Genomic DNA, 12,265 nt, shown 5'->3' with positions numbered 1-12,265 from the left:
ACCCCAAGGTCAGAGGAAGAAGGGGCTGGGCTGGAACAGCCGCTCCACTTCCGGGATAAATTTCTTGTCGACCAAAAACATCACCACATGGTCGTTTTGTTCAATCACCGTCTTGTCGTGGGCGATCAGCACTTCATCGCCGCGTACTATGGCGCCTATGGTGGTGCCCGGCGGCAGCTTCAGTTCGCCGACCTGGCGACCCACCACCTTGGAGGTGGCGCGGTCGCCGTGGGCGATGGCCTCGATGGCTTCCGCCGCTCCCCGGCGCAGGGAGTAGACGTTGACGATATCGGCCCGGCGCACATGGGTGAGCAGGGCCGAGATGGTGGTTTGCTGCGGAGAGATGGCCACGTCTATGCTGCCGCCCTGCACCAGGTCCACATAGGCGCCGCGCTGGATAAGCACCATCACCTTGCGGGCACCCATCTTCTTGGCCAGCATGGCGGACATGATGTTGGCCTCGTCTTCGTTGGTGAGCGCGATAAACACATCCACCTGATCGATATGCTCTTCCAGCAGCAATTCCTGATCCGAGGCATCGCCACAGAAGACGATGGTATGTTCCAGCATTTCCGACAGCAGCTCGGCCCGCCTGGGATTGCGCTCGATCAGCTTGACCGAATAGCGTTTTTCCAGCCGGCGTGCCAGGCCGGCGCCGATATTGCCACCGCCCACTATCATGATGCGTTTGTAGTCGCTTTCCAGCCGCTGCAGTTCCGACATCACGGCACGGATATGGCCGCTGGCGGCGACGAAAAATACCTCGTCGTCGGCCTCGATAATGGTGGTGCCCTGGGGGCGGATGGGCCTGTCCTGGCGGAAGATGGCCGCGACCCGGGTGTCGATATTGGGCATATGGTCGCGCAGGGTGGACAGGGCATTGCCCACCAGAGGGCCGCCGTAATAGGCCTTGATGGCCACCAGCCCGACCTTGCCCTCGGCGAAGTCCACCACCTGCAGGGCGCCCGGGTACTGGATCAGCCGGTAGATATATTCGGTGACCAGCTGTTCCGGGGCGATCAGGTGGTCGACCGGCATCGCCTCGTTGAGGAACAGCCGTTCCCGCTCGACCAGAAACTCGTGGGAACGGATACGGGCCACCTTGTTGGGGGTATTGAACAGGGAGTAGGCGACCTGACAGGCGATCATGTTGGTTTCATCGCTGTTGGTGACCGCCACCAGCATGTCCGCATCCTGGGCGCCGGCTTCCCGCAATATGCTGGGGAAGGAGCCATGGCCGGTGACCGCCCGCAGATCATATTTATCCTGGAGCTCGCGCAGGCGCTCCGGATCCGTGTCCACGACTGTGATGTCGTTTTTTTCACCCACCAGGTTTTCCGCCAGGGTGCCACCTACCTGACCTGCGCCCAGGATAATGATCTTCATGGTTTTTTACTCAGTTTGGCGTAGTAGAAACCGTCTCTTTGTTCGCTTCCGGGCAATAGCTGCCAGCCGGGTGTTTCTATGGTATCGGCTTGATGCAGGGGCACCAGCATGGCGTCCGCGGTGCGTTCCAGGAAGGCGCGGATCTGGGTTGCATTTTCATCGGGTAGTATCGAACAGGTGGCGTACAGCAGGGTACCGCCGGGTTTCAGCTGCGCCCACAATGCATCCAGGATCTGCCGCTGTAGGGCGGCGAGCTGGGCGATATCGTCGGGCCTTCTCAACCATTTTATGTCGGGATGGCGGCGGATCACTCCGGTGGCCGAGCAGGGGGCATCGAGCAGGATGCGGTCGAACAGGCCATCCTGCCACCAGTCCTGCGGTCGTGAGGCATCGCCCTGTAGCACGCTGGCGTCCAGGCCGATGCGGCTCAGGTTCTGGCGGACCCGCTCCAGCCGGTCCGCGTCCAGATCTACGGCCACCAGCCGGGACAGGGCGGGCTGGCGTTCGAGGATATGGGCGGTCTTGCCGCCGGGGGCGGCACAGGCATCCAGGATAAGCTCATTCGGTGCCGCTTCCAGCAGCTGGGCCGCCATCTGGGCCGCCGCATCCTGGACCGAGCTGTGGCCCTGTTCAAAGCCGGGAAGCAGGGCCACATCCAGCGGCTTTTCCAGGCGCAGGGCCGAGTCGGCCTGGTCATCCGGGTGGGCGGAGATACCGGCTTCCTGCAGCCGGGCCAGATACTGTTCGCGGCTGTGATGGCGGGTATTGACCCTGATCCACATGGGCGGATGGCTATTATTGGCCTCGAGCACCGTTTGCCATTGATCGGGATAGGCCCGTTGCAGTCGCTTGACCAGCCAGTTGGGATGGGCCAGGCGCAGCTGCGGCAGCTGATCGACCTTGGCTTCCAGCTCGGTCTGCCGGCGTTGTACATTGCGCAGCACGCCATTGACCATGCCCTTGAAGGCCTCACCCTTGAGCAGCTTGCAGGCACCGACGGTTTCGGACAAGGCCGCATGGCCCGGCACCCGGGTATAGAGCAGCTGGTAGATGCCCACCAGTATCAGCGCATGGATGGGTTGATACTTGCCTTTCAGGGGCTTTTCCATCAGCTGTTTGCCGATGGCGTCGAGCCGGCTGTACCAGCGCAGGGTGCCGAAGCACAATTCCTGCAACAACCCCCTGTCTTTGGGGGCCATCTGTGGCAGGTAGAGTGGCAGCAGGCTGGACAGGGATTGTCCCTGGTTGATCACCTGATGGACAATTTTGGCGGCAGTGGCACGCGTTTTCATAGAAATTCCGTATGGGACTTATTATTCAGCGAGTCGGGTGCCGGGTTCAAACCAGTCGCGGCGGGCGTTGAGCAGATCCTGACAGGACATGGCCCGTTTGCCAGGGGGTTGCAGGCTGAGCAGGCGCAGTATGCCGTCGCCGGTGGCCACATCGATGCCGGCCCGGGAAGCGGCGATAACGGTACCGGGCGGCTGGCCGGCCGGTTCATCGCGCACCTCCGCCTGCCAGACCTTGATATTGTGTTCCCCCAGCCGGAAATAACTGATCGGCCAGGGATTGAAGGCGCGAATGCAGCGCTCCAGCAGAGCCGCCGGCTGCCGCCAGTCGAGCAGGGCTTCTTCCTTGGACAATTTGTCCGCATAGTTGGCCTGGCTGTCATCCTGGGGTTGGGCTCGGGCGGTGCCGTTGGCCAGTGCCTGCAGGGTGTCGAGCAGGCCAACGGGGCCCAGCTCGGCCAGTTTGTCATAGAGGCTGGCGGAGGTATCCTGGGCGGTGATAGGCAGGCTCAGGGTATGCAGCATGTCGCCGGTATCCAGGCCCTCGTCCATCTGCATGATGGTCACCCCGGTGATTGTGTCGCCGGCCCAGATGGACCTTTGAATAGGGGCGGCGCCGCGCCAGCGGGGCAGCAGGGAGCCATGCACATTGATGCAGCCCAGGCGGGGAGTATCCAGCACCGCCTTGGGCAGGATCAGGCCATAGGCCACCACTACCATGATGTCGGCATTGAGGGCCGCCAGCTGTTGCTGAGCCTCGGGCTGACGCAGGCTGGCGGGCTGATGGACGGGGATCCCGGCCTGCTCGGCCAGTATCTTTACCGGGCTGGGTGTCAGTTTCTTGCCGCGTCCGGCCGGGCGATCGGGCTGGGTATAGACGGCGATGACATTGTGTTCCGAAGTCAGCAGGGCCTGCAGGTGACGGGCGGCAAAATCCGGGGTACCGGCAAAGATAATGTTGAGCTTGCTCAATGGGTGTCCTTATCAGGCGTAACGTTGGTCTTGCTTGGCGAGTTTTTCCATCTTCTGGCGAATGCGCTGGCGCTTCAACGGAGAAAGATAATCGACAAACAACTTGCCCTTGAGATGATCCATCTCGTGCTGGATGCAGATGGCCAGCAGATCGTCGGCGGTCAGCTCGAAGGTCTTGCCGTGACGGTCTTGGGCTCGAATCTTTATCCACTCGGATCTGGGCACCAGGGCGCGGCAACCGGGGATGGACAGACACCCTTCCTCGATACCTGTGCTGCCGCCCTGTTCCAGTATTTCAGGGTTAATCAGCACCAGGGGATCGTCGCGGTTTTCCGAAACGTCGATCACTATCAGGCGCTGGTGCACATTCACCTGGGTGGCGGCCAGGCCAATCCCTTCTTCCGCGTACATGGTTTCAAACATATCATCTACAATGTGCTGTAGTGCGGGGGTGATTTCGTCGACCGGGGCGGCCACGGTACGCAGGCGCTCATCGGGAAATCGCAATACTTCTAATACTTTTGCCATGGTCACTATGCTTTTTTAAAGGCGAATACAGACAGTATTTTAGACATTTCATACCATAAAAAACAGCAAGACTTAGTGTAAGGACAAGGATGGTCATGAAACTACGACGTATATTGCTTGTTGGTTTGCTTGCCGGTTGTAGTCTAAGTCTGCAGGCAGAGCCCCTGGCCCTGAAAGACGGGCATCCCGGCAGCTACCGGGTCAAGAAGGGTGACACCCTGTGGGATATCTCGGCTCATTTCCTGCGTTCTCCCTGGCTCTGGCCCAGGCTTTGGCAGGCCAACCCTCAGGTTGCCAACCCTCATTTAATCTATCCCGGCGATATTTTGACCCTGATCTGGGTCGATGGTCAGCCCAGGCTGGTACGAGAGCAGGAGGCGGTAAATACGGTGCGCTTGTCGCCCAGAGTACGGGTGGAGCCGGCCATTCCGACCATCTCCTTTGCATCCATCGCCAGTTTTACCGACAGCCAGCACATGGTAGCGCCTTCGACCCTGGATGGCATGCCCTATGTGCTGGGGGATGAGGACGGTCGCAACATGATGGTGCCGGGTCGGCAGCTCTATGTGCGTGGCACCCTCAAGGAAGGTGAGCTCTATGCGGTGTATCGTCCGGCCGATCTGGTCCTGGATAAATACAGCGGAGAGCCCCTCGGCCAGAAAGCCGCCCTGGTGGGGACACTGACGGCGGTTGCCCAGCTGGACAATCAAACGGCGATAGCCGATATCAGCAGCCTGAAACGGGACATGCGTCAGGGGGACAAGGTGCTGCCGTTGTCATCCCAGGAGTCGATAGCGGTATTTTATTATCCACGTCCTGGACCAAACCTTGCACACTCTCATGTGGTCACCATGGGCCGGGAGGACAGTACCGCCGGTAAAAACAGTGTGATATTTATCAATAAAGGCCGGCGCGACGGTATTCGTTCTGGTGATCTGTATAGCATACTGGAACCCGGTTCCGACGTGTATGACAAAGGCGGGGCTCCCTCAAACGCGCCGGTATACAGTGACGCTGCCAGCCTGTATCAGCGCCTGGTTGCAGAGCCTGAGCGGCTGCCAGCCAAGGCAATCGGCCGGCTGATGGTGTTCAAGGTATACGACAAGCTGAGTGCAGCGCTGGTGCTGGATAGCGAGGACATGATCCGCATCGGTTATCCCATTGGCCAGGTGACGGATGCCGGGCCCGGATCTTGAACGGCACCCACTGCTGCCCTGGCTGGCGTTACATGATACACCCGGCATAGGGCCGGTTACTGCCGGGAAGCTGTTGCAAAGCCTGGGGACCAGCTGGTATCGGTATCCGGCCGCACTGCGCAGAACCGGCTTGTCCGATGAGCAGGTTACCCTGTTGTTTACCCCCCGGCAGGCTCTGCTGGAGCGAGTGCTGGCCTGGCGGGATGCCGCTGGGAAGCGTTACATCCTGACTCGGTCCGATGATGCCTATCCCCCCTTGCTAAGAAATCTGCCGGATGCGCCCTTGTTACTGTTTGTCGAGGGGGAACTGAGCGCCCTGTCTTGCCACCAGGTTGCCGTGGTGGGCTCACGCAAGCCGTCCTATGTGGGTCGTGAAAACACCAGGAAGCTGGTACCTCAGCTGGTACAGGCCGGTGCCGCCATTACTTCGGGGCTGGCATTGGGCGTGGACGGCCTGGGCCACAGGGCAGCCCTGGATGCCTGCGGTACCACCTTGGCGGTACTGGGCTCGGGGCTGGAACACTGTTATCCCAAGCGGCACCAGTCCCTGGCGACCGACATCTGCGCCGGGGGAGGCGCCCTGGTTTCCGAGTTTGCACCCTGGGTGGGCCCGCTTGCCCATCATTTTCCCCGACGCAATCGTATTATCAGCGGTTTGAGCCTGGGGGTGTTGGTCATTGAAGCCACCGAGCGCAGCGGTTCACTGATCACTGCCCGGTTTGCCCTGGAGCAGGGCCGAGAAGTCTTCGCCATTCCCGGCGCCTGGCAAAATCCCCAGGCAGTAGGCTGTAATCGATTGATCCAGCAAGGTGCCAAACTGGTCTGTTGCGTGGCCGATATTGTCGAGGAGCTGGCGGAATTTTCATTGGCGGCGATAAAAATTCATGCGCCTGCCACCGTGGAATCATTGCCTTATCCGGACTTGTTGGATAACGTAGGAATAGAGGCAACGGCAGTGGACTTGATCGCGTCCCGTTGTCAACAGCCGGTGCAAGAGGTCGTTACCCGGTTGGTCGAGCTGGAATTGGCTGGCTGGGTGGAGGCTGTACCCGGGGGTTATGTCAGAGCGAGGAGGAGCTGATCATGTTCGATGTACTTATGTACTTGTTCGAAACCTATATCCATACGGATGTAGACGCCATGGTAGATCAGGAAGAACTCGCCGATGAATTGACTCAGGCGGGCTTCCATAAGGAAGAAATTCTGAAGGCACTGGCGTGGCTGGAGCGTCTGGCGGCATTGCAGGAGGTCGGTGAAACCCCTGTCTGTACCAGATCAGCCCCCGATTCATTTCGTATTTATACCCAGGAAGAGCTCTATAAACTGGATGCGGAAGGTCGCGGTTTCCTGCTGTTTCTGGAACAAATCAAGGTGCTCAATGCCGAAACCCGTGAGATTGTGATCGACCGGGTGATGGAGCTGGATTCGTCGGTGATGGAGCTGGACGACCTCAAGTGGGTCATCCTGATGGTGTTGTTCAACGTGCCCGGCAGCGAGTCCGCCTACCACCAGCTGGAAGAGCTGATCTTTGAACAGCCGGAGGGATTGATTCACTGACAACCGCAGCGCTGCTAGAATTCAGTTTCTGAATTCGGAGTCGCGGTATGTCCAAAATTGATCACAGTCTGTTCGGCACGCATGAGTCGGCCCAGGAGTGGGCCTCAGAACCTTGTCCCCAATGTGGGGGCAAGCTGCAGCTGCGCCATGGTAAGCATGGCGCCTTCCTGGGCTGTGAATCTTACCCTGCCTGTGATTACCTGCGCCCATTGAAAGTGATTGAGCACGATCAGGATGTGGAAAAAGTGCTCGAGGGCAGTGAATGTCCTTCCTGCGGCCATGCCCTGGCCATGAAAAAAGGCCGCTATGGCCTTTTTATCGGATGTACCCTATTTCCCGATTGCCGTTATGTGGCTGATCTCAACGAGCAGAATTCAGAGGAGCCCGCCTGTCCCGCTTGCCGGCAGGGCCGGCTGGTCGCGCGCACTTCCCGCTATGGTAAACGTTTCTATGCCTGTAACCGCTACCCGGACTGTCGCTTTGTGGTCAATGACAGACCCCTGGCCGAGCCCTGTCCCGACTGCGGCTATGGCGTCCTGGTTGAGCGTAAGGGACAGGTGCTTTGTCCCAGGAAAGGCTGCGGTTATCATCGGGAACCCCATATAACTTCGTTTGAGCCAGAGAGCAAATCATGACCAATCAAGCCATCCTGACTGCGGTATCCCACCTGGAACAAGGAGGGGTGATCGCCTATGCCACGGAAGCGGTATTTGGACTGGGCTGTGATCCTGATAACCAGGAGGCAGTCAACAGGTTGCTGGCCATTAAACAAAGACCGGTGGAAAAGGGACTGATCCTGATTGCTGCCGACTTCAGCCAGCTGTTGCCGTATCTGGAGCTGGATGCCTTGCCCGAAGGGCGGCTGGCCGACATATTGGCCAGCTGGCCCGGCCCGAATACCTGGGTTATGCCTGCTAAACCAGAGGTACCTGCCTGGCTCAGGGGACAGTTTGACTCCCTCGCGGTACGGGTCTCTGCTCACCCGCAAGTACGAGACCTGTGTCTGGCATTTGGCCGGCCCCTGGTATCAACCAGCGCCAATCTAACCGGACAGGAGCCGGGACGAACCTCGGCCGAGGTGCTGGCCCAGCTTGGTCAGCGGCTGGATTATGTACTGGAGGGGAGCACTGGCGGGCGTGCCAATCCTTCACTGATCAGGGATGCAAGGACCGGCGCCGTCATCCGTCCAGCCTAGTAACAGATTAAGGAATAGTAATGAGAGATAAACCCGATACAGGGGCCGTTAAACAATTCTTGCTGACCTTGCAGGACAAGATTTGTGATGCCCTGGCCGCGGCTGATGGTCGAGGGCAATTTATTGAAGACAGCTGGACCCGGGAAGAAGGCGGCGGCGGTCGCAGCCGGGTTTTGCAAAACGGGGCTGTCATCGAGCAGGGAGGGGTGAATTTCTCCCATGTGTATGGCGCTACCATGCCGGCGTCGGCGACGGCCCACAGACCCGAGCTGGCCGGGCGCTCATTCGAGGCCATGGGCGTTTCTCTGGTGATCCATCCCCACAACCCCTATGTGCCGACCAGTCATGCCAATGTTCGTTTTTTCATTGCTGAAAAAGAGGGGGAAGCCCCGGTCTGGTGGTTCGGCGGCGGCTTTGATCTGACTCCTTTCTATCCGTACGAGGAGGACTGCCGGCACTGGCACCGGGTGGCCAAGGCGCTGTGTGAGCCCTTTGGTGAACAGGTTTACCCCGAATACAAGGCCTGGTGTGACCGTTATTTCTACCTGAAACACAGAGACGAGACCCGAGGCGTGGGCGGCCTGTTCTTCGATGATTTGAATCAGTGGCCGTTTGAACAATGTTTTTCTTTTATGCAGGCCGTCGGCAATGGCTATCTGGATGCTTATCTGCCGATCATTGCCAATCGCAAGGACAGCCCCTATGGTGAGCGGGAGAGGCAGTTTCAGCTCTATCGCCGGGGTCGTTACGTAGAGTTCAACCTGGTATACGACAGGGGAACCCTGTTTGGCCTGCAAACCGGCGGCCGTACCGAGTCCATCCTGATGTCGATGCCGCCCCTGGCTCGCTGGCAGTATAACTGGCAGCCGGAACCGGGGTCGGCAGAAGCCCGGTTACAGGCGTTTTTAATCCCCAGAGACTGGGGTTAGTCCCTCTCCTCTGGGTGAGTTGCCGAATAGCTCAATGACCGTATCGATCAACGTCTGACGCTCGCCGCCGGGCAGGTAGGCGGCATAGACCTCACGGGTGATGGGCGGTGCGTCCGCCACTATATGGAGTTGATCCCGATAGAGGTGGAGCATGGAGGTCGGCAGGAAGGCGCTGCCGCCATGGTACAGGAGGTAATCAAGGGCGATGCGCAACGCCCCCGTATGCAACAGCGGTGGGGTGTTGGTATTAAACAGCTTGGCGTGCTGAGTATTGAAGGCGGTGCCCCAGTCTATGCGCACATAGTCCTGCTCCATGGCAGTGGCAGCGTCCAGTCCGGGAGAAGTCGACACCAGCTGTAGCGCCATGGTATGAAGGGCGACATGGGTCACGCCTTCGATGCGGGCCGGGTCGGTTAAAAAGGCCAAATCCAGTGTTCGACCCAGCAGGGCCCGGGTCATTTGTTCCGGGGTGCGGATATCGGCCCGCAACGAAAGCGCTGGCAGTTCGCAATAGAGGCGATGCAGTCCCTCCTGCAGGTAGGCATCCCACAGATTGGCGGTACCGGCTACCGCCAGCTGCTGGGTCTGGCGTTCACTCAAGGCCACTTCATGCTGGGCCCGGGCCCAGGCCAGTAGCATGGATTCGGCGTGAGGGATCAGGGCCTCGCCCGACGAGGTGAGCTGGATATTATTGCGCAGGCGGGTGAACAGGGTGACTCCCAGCTGGTTTTCCAGTTGCCGGATACGAAAGCTGACCGCAGAGGGGGTCAGATACAAATGTTCGGCAGCCTTACCAAAGTGGCGGGTACGCGATACTTCGAGAAAGGTTTTTAAGAGTTCAGTATCCAAGGTCAACCATAAATTTTTGTTTGTTAGCGCAAAATTTATTCATTTTAGCGTTGAATGCAACTAAAAAAGTCAAAAATCGGCAATATGGTCGCTGATATTCCCCATATTGTCACTGGCCCGGTCAAAGGGGCACGATTTTAAGCTTTAACCACGAGAGTTTTCATGGACAGATATGCAGTCATCGGGCATCCCATTGCTCACAGCCAATCGCCTTTTATTCATCATCTGTTTGCCGAGCAGACTCAGCAAACGTTGAGTTATGAACGGATCCTTTCTCCCCTGGACGACTTCAAGGGCAGCCTGGCCTGTTTGTGGCGAGAGGGCGGCAAAGGCTGTAACGTTACCGTCCCCTTCAAGACAGAAGCCTTTGAATTGGCGGATGAACTGACCGAGCGGGCTCGCCTGGCCGGCGCTGTCAATACCCTGCAGTTGCTGCCGGACGGACGCGTATTGGGAGACAATACCGATGGGGCGGGCCTGGTGAGAGACCTTAAACGTCTGGGAATCGAACTTGGTGGTAAACGGATCCTGCTACTGGGAGCGGGAGGGGCGGCGAGAGGTGCTCTGGGACCTCTGCTTGCCGAGCAGACCGCGGAAATCGTGGTGGCCAACCGTACCAGCTCGAAGGCGGTACAACTGGGCGAGCAATTTGCCCATCTGGGACAGGTTCGGGGCTGTGGCTTCAATGAGATAACCGGAAGTTTCGATACCATTATCAACAGTACCTCCGCCAGCCTGCAGGGAAAAATGCCCGCCATTCCCGCTATGGCTTGTCGTTCCGACACCCAGGTCTACGATATGATGTATGGTAAAGAAGAAACGGTATTTCTGGCCTGGGCCAGGAACCTGGGAGTCCAGAGCCGCTTTGATGGCCTGGGTATGCTGGTCAGCCAGGCCGCCGAGAGTTTTTATCTGTGGCGCGGGGTGCTGCCGCGGGTGACGCCCGTGCTGTCGGCCTTGCGCGCCAAAATGGAGTTGCCATCCACATGAACCAGGATATTGTGATTGCCGATGATCAATGCTGGCAGGCGGCCGAGCAAAGAGTCACCTTTACGGCTCATTGGCAGGGGAGACTGGTGTCTTGCTATGTGACCAAGCACCGGCTGGAACATATGACAGGGCTGCCTCTGAATGATGAGGCCGGTATCTTGCTGGCATTTGAATCGGTTCGCTTTGATATTGAAGAGTTGGTGTCACTGAAGATAGAAGAAGAAGAGTTTGCCCCCGATGGCGGGGTTTATCTCTGAGCCAGGCTGTTAAATTTTACCGGGTTACCCTGGCGGTAACCCGGTGAGTATCAGCCTTCGCCTTGCTGAGTCAGATAATCCTCTTTTAACACTACGTAATTGTTTGCCGAGGTGAGCAGGAAGGCTTTTTCCTCATCGGTCAGTAGGCGGGCTTGTCTGGCGGGCGAGCCCACATACAAATAGCCGGACTCCAGCCGCTTACCCGGCGCAACCAGGCTGCCAGCGCCTATCATCACGTCGTCTTCCACCACGGCACCATCGAGAATGATACAACCCATACCGACCAGTACCCGGTCGCCGATGGTGCAGGCATGAAGCATCACCTTGTGACCTATGGTGACATCCTCGCCGATCAGCAAGGGCATCCCATCGGGGAGGGCGGTGCTTTTGCGGGTGACATGCAGGACGCTGCCATCCTGGATATTGGTCCGTGCTCCGATGCGGATATGGTTGACGTCACCTCGGGCTGCCACCAGTGGCCAGACGCTGGCATCGTCACCCAGCTCGATATCGCCGTAAAGAACGGCTGAAGGTTCAATAAAGACCCTTTCGCCGAGTGTTGGCTTGATTCCTCGATAACTTCCAGAATTGCTGTTCATGTCTACGCTCCAGAGGCGAGTGGCTGGTGAGTTCAAACAAGCCATTTTAAAGGCTTTGATGATAAAAACGAGTCCGCAATGTGCATAACCCTGTGGTTAAGCTGTGCTTTTGCTTGGGGTTTATGCAAGCGCACATGAAAGTGCTGTTTTTCACAAAAAAGCCCTTGCGCAAAATCCGCCGGTCCCTATAATGCGCATCCACTGACACGGGGCAAGGCGCTCACGGTCACAAGGGTTGAAAACGAACGACATTAAGTTTGATTCAACGCTTGACGAACACCAAGGATTGCGTAGAATACGCAGCCCTGACCAGCGAAAGCGGTCAACGCTCTTTAACAACTTATCAAGCAAACTGTGTGGGCACTCGCAGGGTTGAGAAACAAAAAAATATTGTTTTTCAATGACTGTCGAAGTGCACAAACACTTCAGCAATTCATTGAGTATCAAATCTTTAATTGAAGAGTTTGATCATGGCTCAGATTGAACGCTGGCGGCAGGCCTAACACATGCAAGTCGAG

General features: G+C 58.0%; 14 protein-coding genes and 1 rRNA gene. 9 read left to right on the top strand and 6 right to left on the bottom strand.

What is annotated here, in order from left to right:
- Positions 1 to 9 precede the first annotated feature (9 nt).
- Genes trkA through def form a run of 4 tightly spaced genes read right to left on the bottom strand, consistent with a single transcriptional unit; the run spans position 10 to position 4,175 of the window.
- Positions 10 to 1,386 (bottom strand): Trk system potassium transporter TrkA, encoded by a 1,377-nt coding sequence (gene trkA, locus DCS96_RS15325; RefSeq protein ID WP_116475282.1) that lies wholly within the window; start codon positions 1,384 to 1,386, stop codon positions 10 to 12.
- Entirely contained in the window at positions 1,383 to 2,678 is a 1,296-nt protein-coding gene (gene rsmB / locus DCS96_RS15320) for a 16S rRNA (cytosine(967)-C(5))-methyltransferase RsmB (protein WP_116475281.1), read from the bottom strand. Before rsmB ends, trkA begins: the two co-directional genes overlap by 4 nt.
- A 21-nt stretch (positions 2,679 to 2,699) precedes the next feature.
- Positions 2,700 to 3,647, bottom strand: a complete 948-nt coding sequence (gene fmt, locus DCS96_RS15315) for a methionyl-tRNA formyltransferase (RefSeq protein WP_116475280.1) — start codon at positions 3,645 to 3,647, stop codon at positions 2,700 to 2,702.
- Positions 3,648 to 3,659: 12 nt separating this feature from the next.
- The gene (gene def / locus DCS96_RS15310) at positions 3,660 to 4,175 is read right to left on the bottom strand and encodes a peptide deformylase (RefSeq protein WP_116475279.1); all 516 of its coding nucleotides are present in this window, start codon (positions 4,173 to 4,175) and stop codon (positions 3,660 to 3,662) included.
- 95 nt (positions 4,176 to 4,270) lie between these two features.
- On the opposite strand from def, the gene DCS96_RS15305 reads away from it, so the two are divergent.
- The 6 genes from DCS96_RS15305 to hemF are packed head-to-tail and all read left to right on the top strand — an operon-like array spanning position 4,271 to position 9,052.
- Entirely contained in the window at positions 4,271 to 5,371 is a 1,101-nt protein-coding gene (locus DCS96_RS15305) for a LysM peptidoglycan-binding domain-containing protein (RefSeq protein ID WP_157953645.1), read from the top strand.
- On the top strand, positions 5,352 to 6,452 hold the full coding sequence (dprA, locus tag DCS96_RS15300) for a DNA-processing protein DprA (protein ID WP_116475277.1): 1,101 nt from the start codon (positions 5,352 to 5,354) through the stop codon (positions 6,450 to 6,452). Before DCS96_RS15305 ends, dprA begins: the two co-directional genes overlap by 20 nt.
- Positions 6,453 to 6,454: 2 nt before the next feature.
- Positions 6,455 to 6,928: a DUF494 family protein gene (locus tag DCS96_RS15295; protein ID WP_116475276.1), complete on the top strand. Its 474-nt coding sequence runs from the start codon at positions 6,455 to 6,457 to the stop codon at positions 6,926 to 6,928.
- A gap of 47 nt (positions 6,929 to 6,975) precedes the next feature.
- Positions 6,976 to 7,563, top strand: coding sequence for a DNA topoisomerase family protein (locus tag DCS96_RS15290; protein ID WP_116475275.1), 588 nt, complete (start codon positions 6,976 to 6,978; stop codon positions 7,561 to 7,563).
- Positions 7,560 to 8,123: a Sua5/YciO/YrdC/YwlC family protein gene (locus DCS96_RS15285; RefSeq protein ID WP_116475274.1), complete on the top strand. Its 564-nt coding sequence runs from the start codon at positions 7,560 to 7,562 to the stop codon at positions 8,121 to 8,123. The genes DCS96_RS15290 and DCS96_RS15285 overlap by 4 nt, the downstream gene beginning before the upstream one ends.
- 20 nt (positions 8,124 to 8,143) lie before the next feature.
- Positions 8,144 to 9,052, top strand: a complete 909-nt coding sequence (gene hemF / locus DCS96_RS15280) for an oxygen-dependent coproporphyrinogen oxidase (protein ID WP_116475273.1) — start codon at positions 8,144 to 8,146, stop codon at positions 9,050 to 9,052.
- On the opposite strand, the gene hdfR is transcribed toward hemF, so the two are convergent.
- Entirely contained in the window at positions 9,029 to 9,901 is an 873-nt protein-coding gene (hdfR, locus tag DCS96_RS15275; RefSeq protein ID WP_116475415.1) for an HTH-type transcriptional regulator HdfR, read from the bottom strand. The two genes, hemF and hdfR, sit on opposite strands and share 24 nt — an antisense overlap.
- 162 nt (positions 9,902 to 10,063) lie before the next feature.
- Here hdfR and aroE point away from each other — a divergent pair, with 162 nt between their 5' ends.
- Positions 10,064 to 10,891, top strand: a complete 828-nt coding sequence (gene aroE / locus DCS96_RS15270; RefSeq protein ID WP_116475272.1) for a shikimate dehydrogenase — start codon at positions 10,064 to 10,066, stop codon at positions 10,889 to 10,891.
- On the top strand, positions 10,888 to 11,148 hold the full coding sequence (locus DCS96_RS15265; protein WP_116475271.1) for a DUF1488 family protein: 261 nt from the start codon (positions 10,888 to 10,890) through the stop codon (positions 11,146 to 11,148). Before aroE ends, DCS96_RS15265 begins: the two co-directional genes overlap by 4 nt.
- A 50-nt stretch (positions 11,149 to 11,198) precedes the next feature.
- On the opposite strand, the gene DCS96_RS15260 is transcribed toward DCS96_RS15265, so the two are convergent.
- Complete coding sequence (locus DCS96_RS15260; protein ID WP_116475270.1) at positions 11,199 to 11,747, bottom strand: gamma carbonic anhydrase family protein; 549 nt, start codon at positions 11,745 to 11,747, stop codon at positions 11,199 to 11,201.
- A gap of 452 nt (positions 11,748 to 12,199) precedes the next feature.
- Between DCS96_RS15260 and DCS96_RS15255 the strand changes: the two genes are divergently transcribed.
- Positions 12,200 to 12,265 (top strand): 16S ribosomal RNA (locus DCS96_RS15255); the annotation flags it as partial.

The sequence above is a fragment of the Zobellella maritima genome (assembly GCF_003075035.1).
GTDB lineage: Bacteria > Pseudomonadota > Gammaproteobacteria > Enterobacterales > Aeromonadaceae > Oceanimonas > Oceanimonas maritima.
This window is presented reverse-complemented; position numbering and strand designations above follow the sequence as displayed.

Coding starts and splice junctions, on each gene's coding strand:
- trkA (WP_116475282.1), bottom strand. CDS start 1,386: ATGAAGATCATTATCCTGGGCGCAGGTCAGGTAGGTGGCACCCTGGCG.
- rsmB (WP_116475281.1), bottom strand. CDS start 2,678: ATGAAAACGCGTGCCACTGCCGCCAAAATTGTCCATCAGGTGATCAAC.
- def (WP_116475279.1), bottom strand. CDS start 4,175: ATGGCAAAAGTATTAGAAGTATTGCGATTTCCCGATGAGCGCCTGCGT.
- DCS96_RS15305 (WP_157953645.1), top strand. CDS start 4,271: ATGAAACTACGACGTATATTGCTTGTTGGTTTGCTTGCCGGTTGTAGT.
- dprA (WP_116475277.1), top strand. CDS start 5,352: ATGCCGGGCCCGGATCTTGAACGGCACCCACTGCTGCCCTGGCTGGCG.
- DCS96_RS15295 (WP_116475276.1), top strand. CDS start 6,455: ATGTTCGATGTACTTATGTACTTGTTCGAAACCTATATCCATACGGAT.
- DCS96_RS15290 (WP_116475275.1), top strand. CDS start 6,976: ATGTCCAAAATTGATCACAGTCTGTTCGGCACGCATGAGTCGGCCCAG.
- DCS96_RS15285 (WP_116475274.1), top strand. CDS start 7,560: ATGACCAATCAAGCCATCCTGACTGCGGTATCCCACCTGGAACAAGGA.
- hemF (WP_116475273.1), top strand. CDS start 8,144: ATGAGAGATAAACCCGATACAGGGGCCGTTAAACAATTCTTGCTGACC.
- aroE (WP_116475272.1), top strand. CDS start 10,064: ATGGACAGATATGCAGTCATCGGGCATCCCATTGCTCACAGCCAATCG.
- DCS96_RS15265 (WP_116475271.1), top strand. CDS start 10,888: ATGAACCAGGATATTGTGATTGCCGATGATCAATGCTGGCAGGCGGCC.
- DCS96_RS15260 (WP_116475270.1), bottom strand. CDS start 11,747: ATGAACAGCAATTCTGGAAGTTATCGAGGAATCAAGCCAACACTCGGC.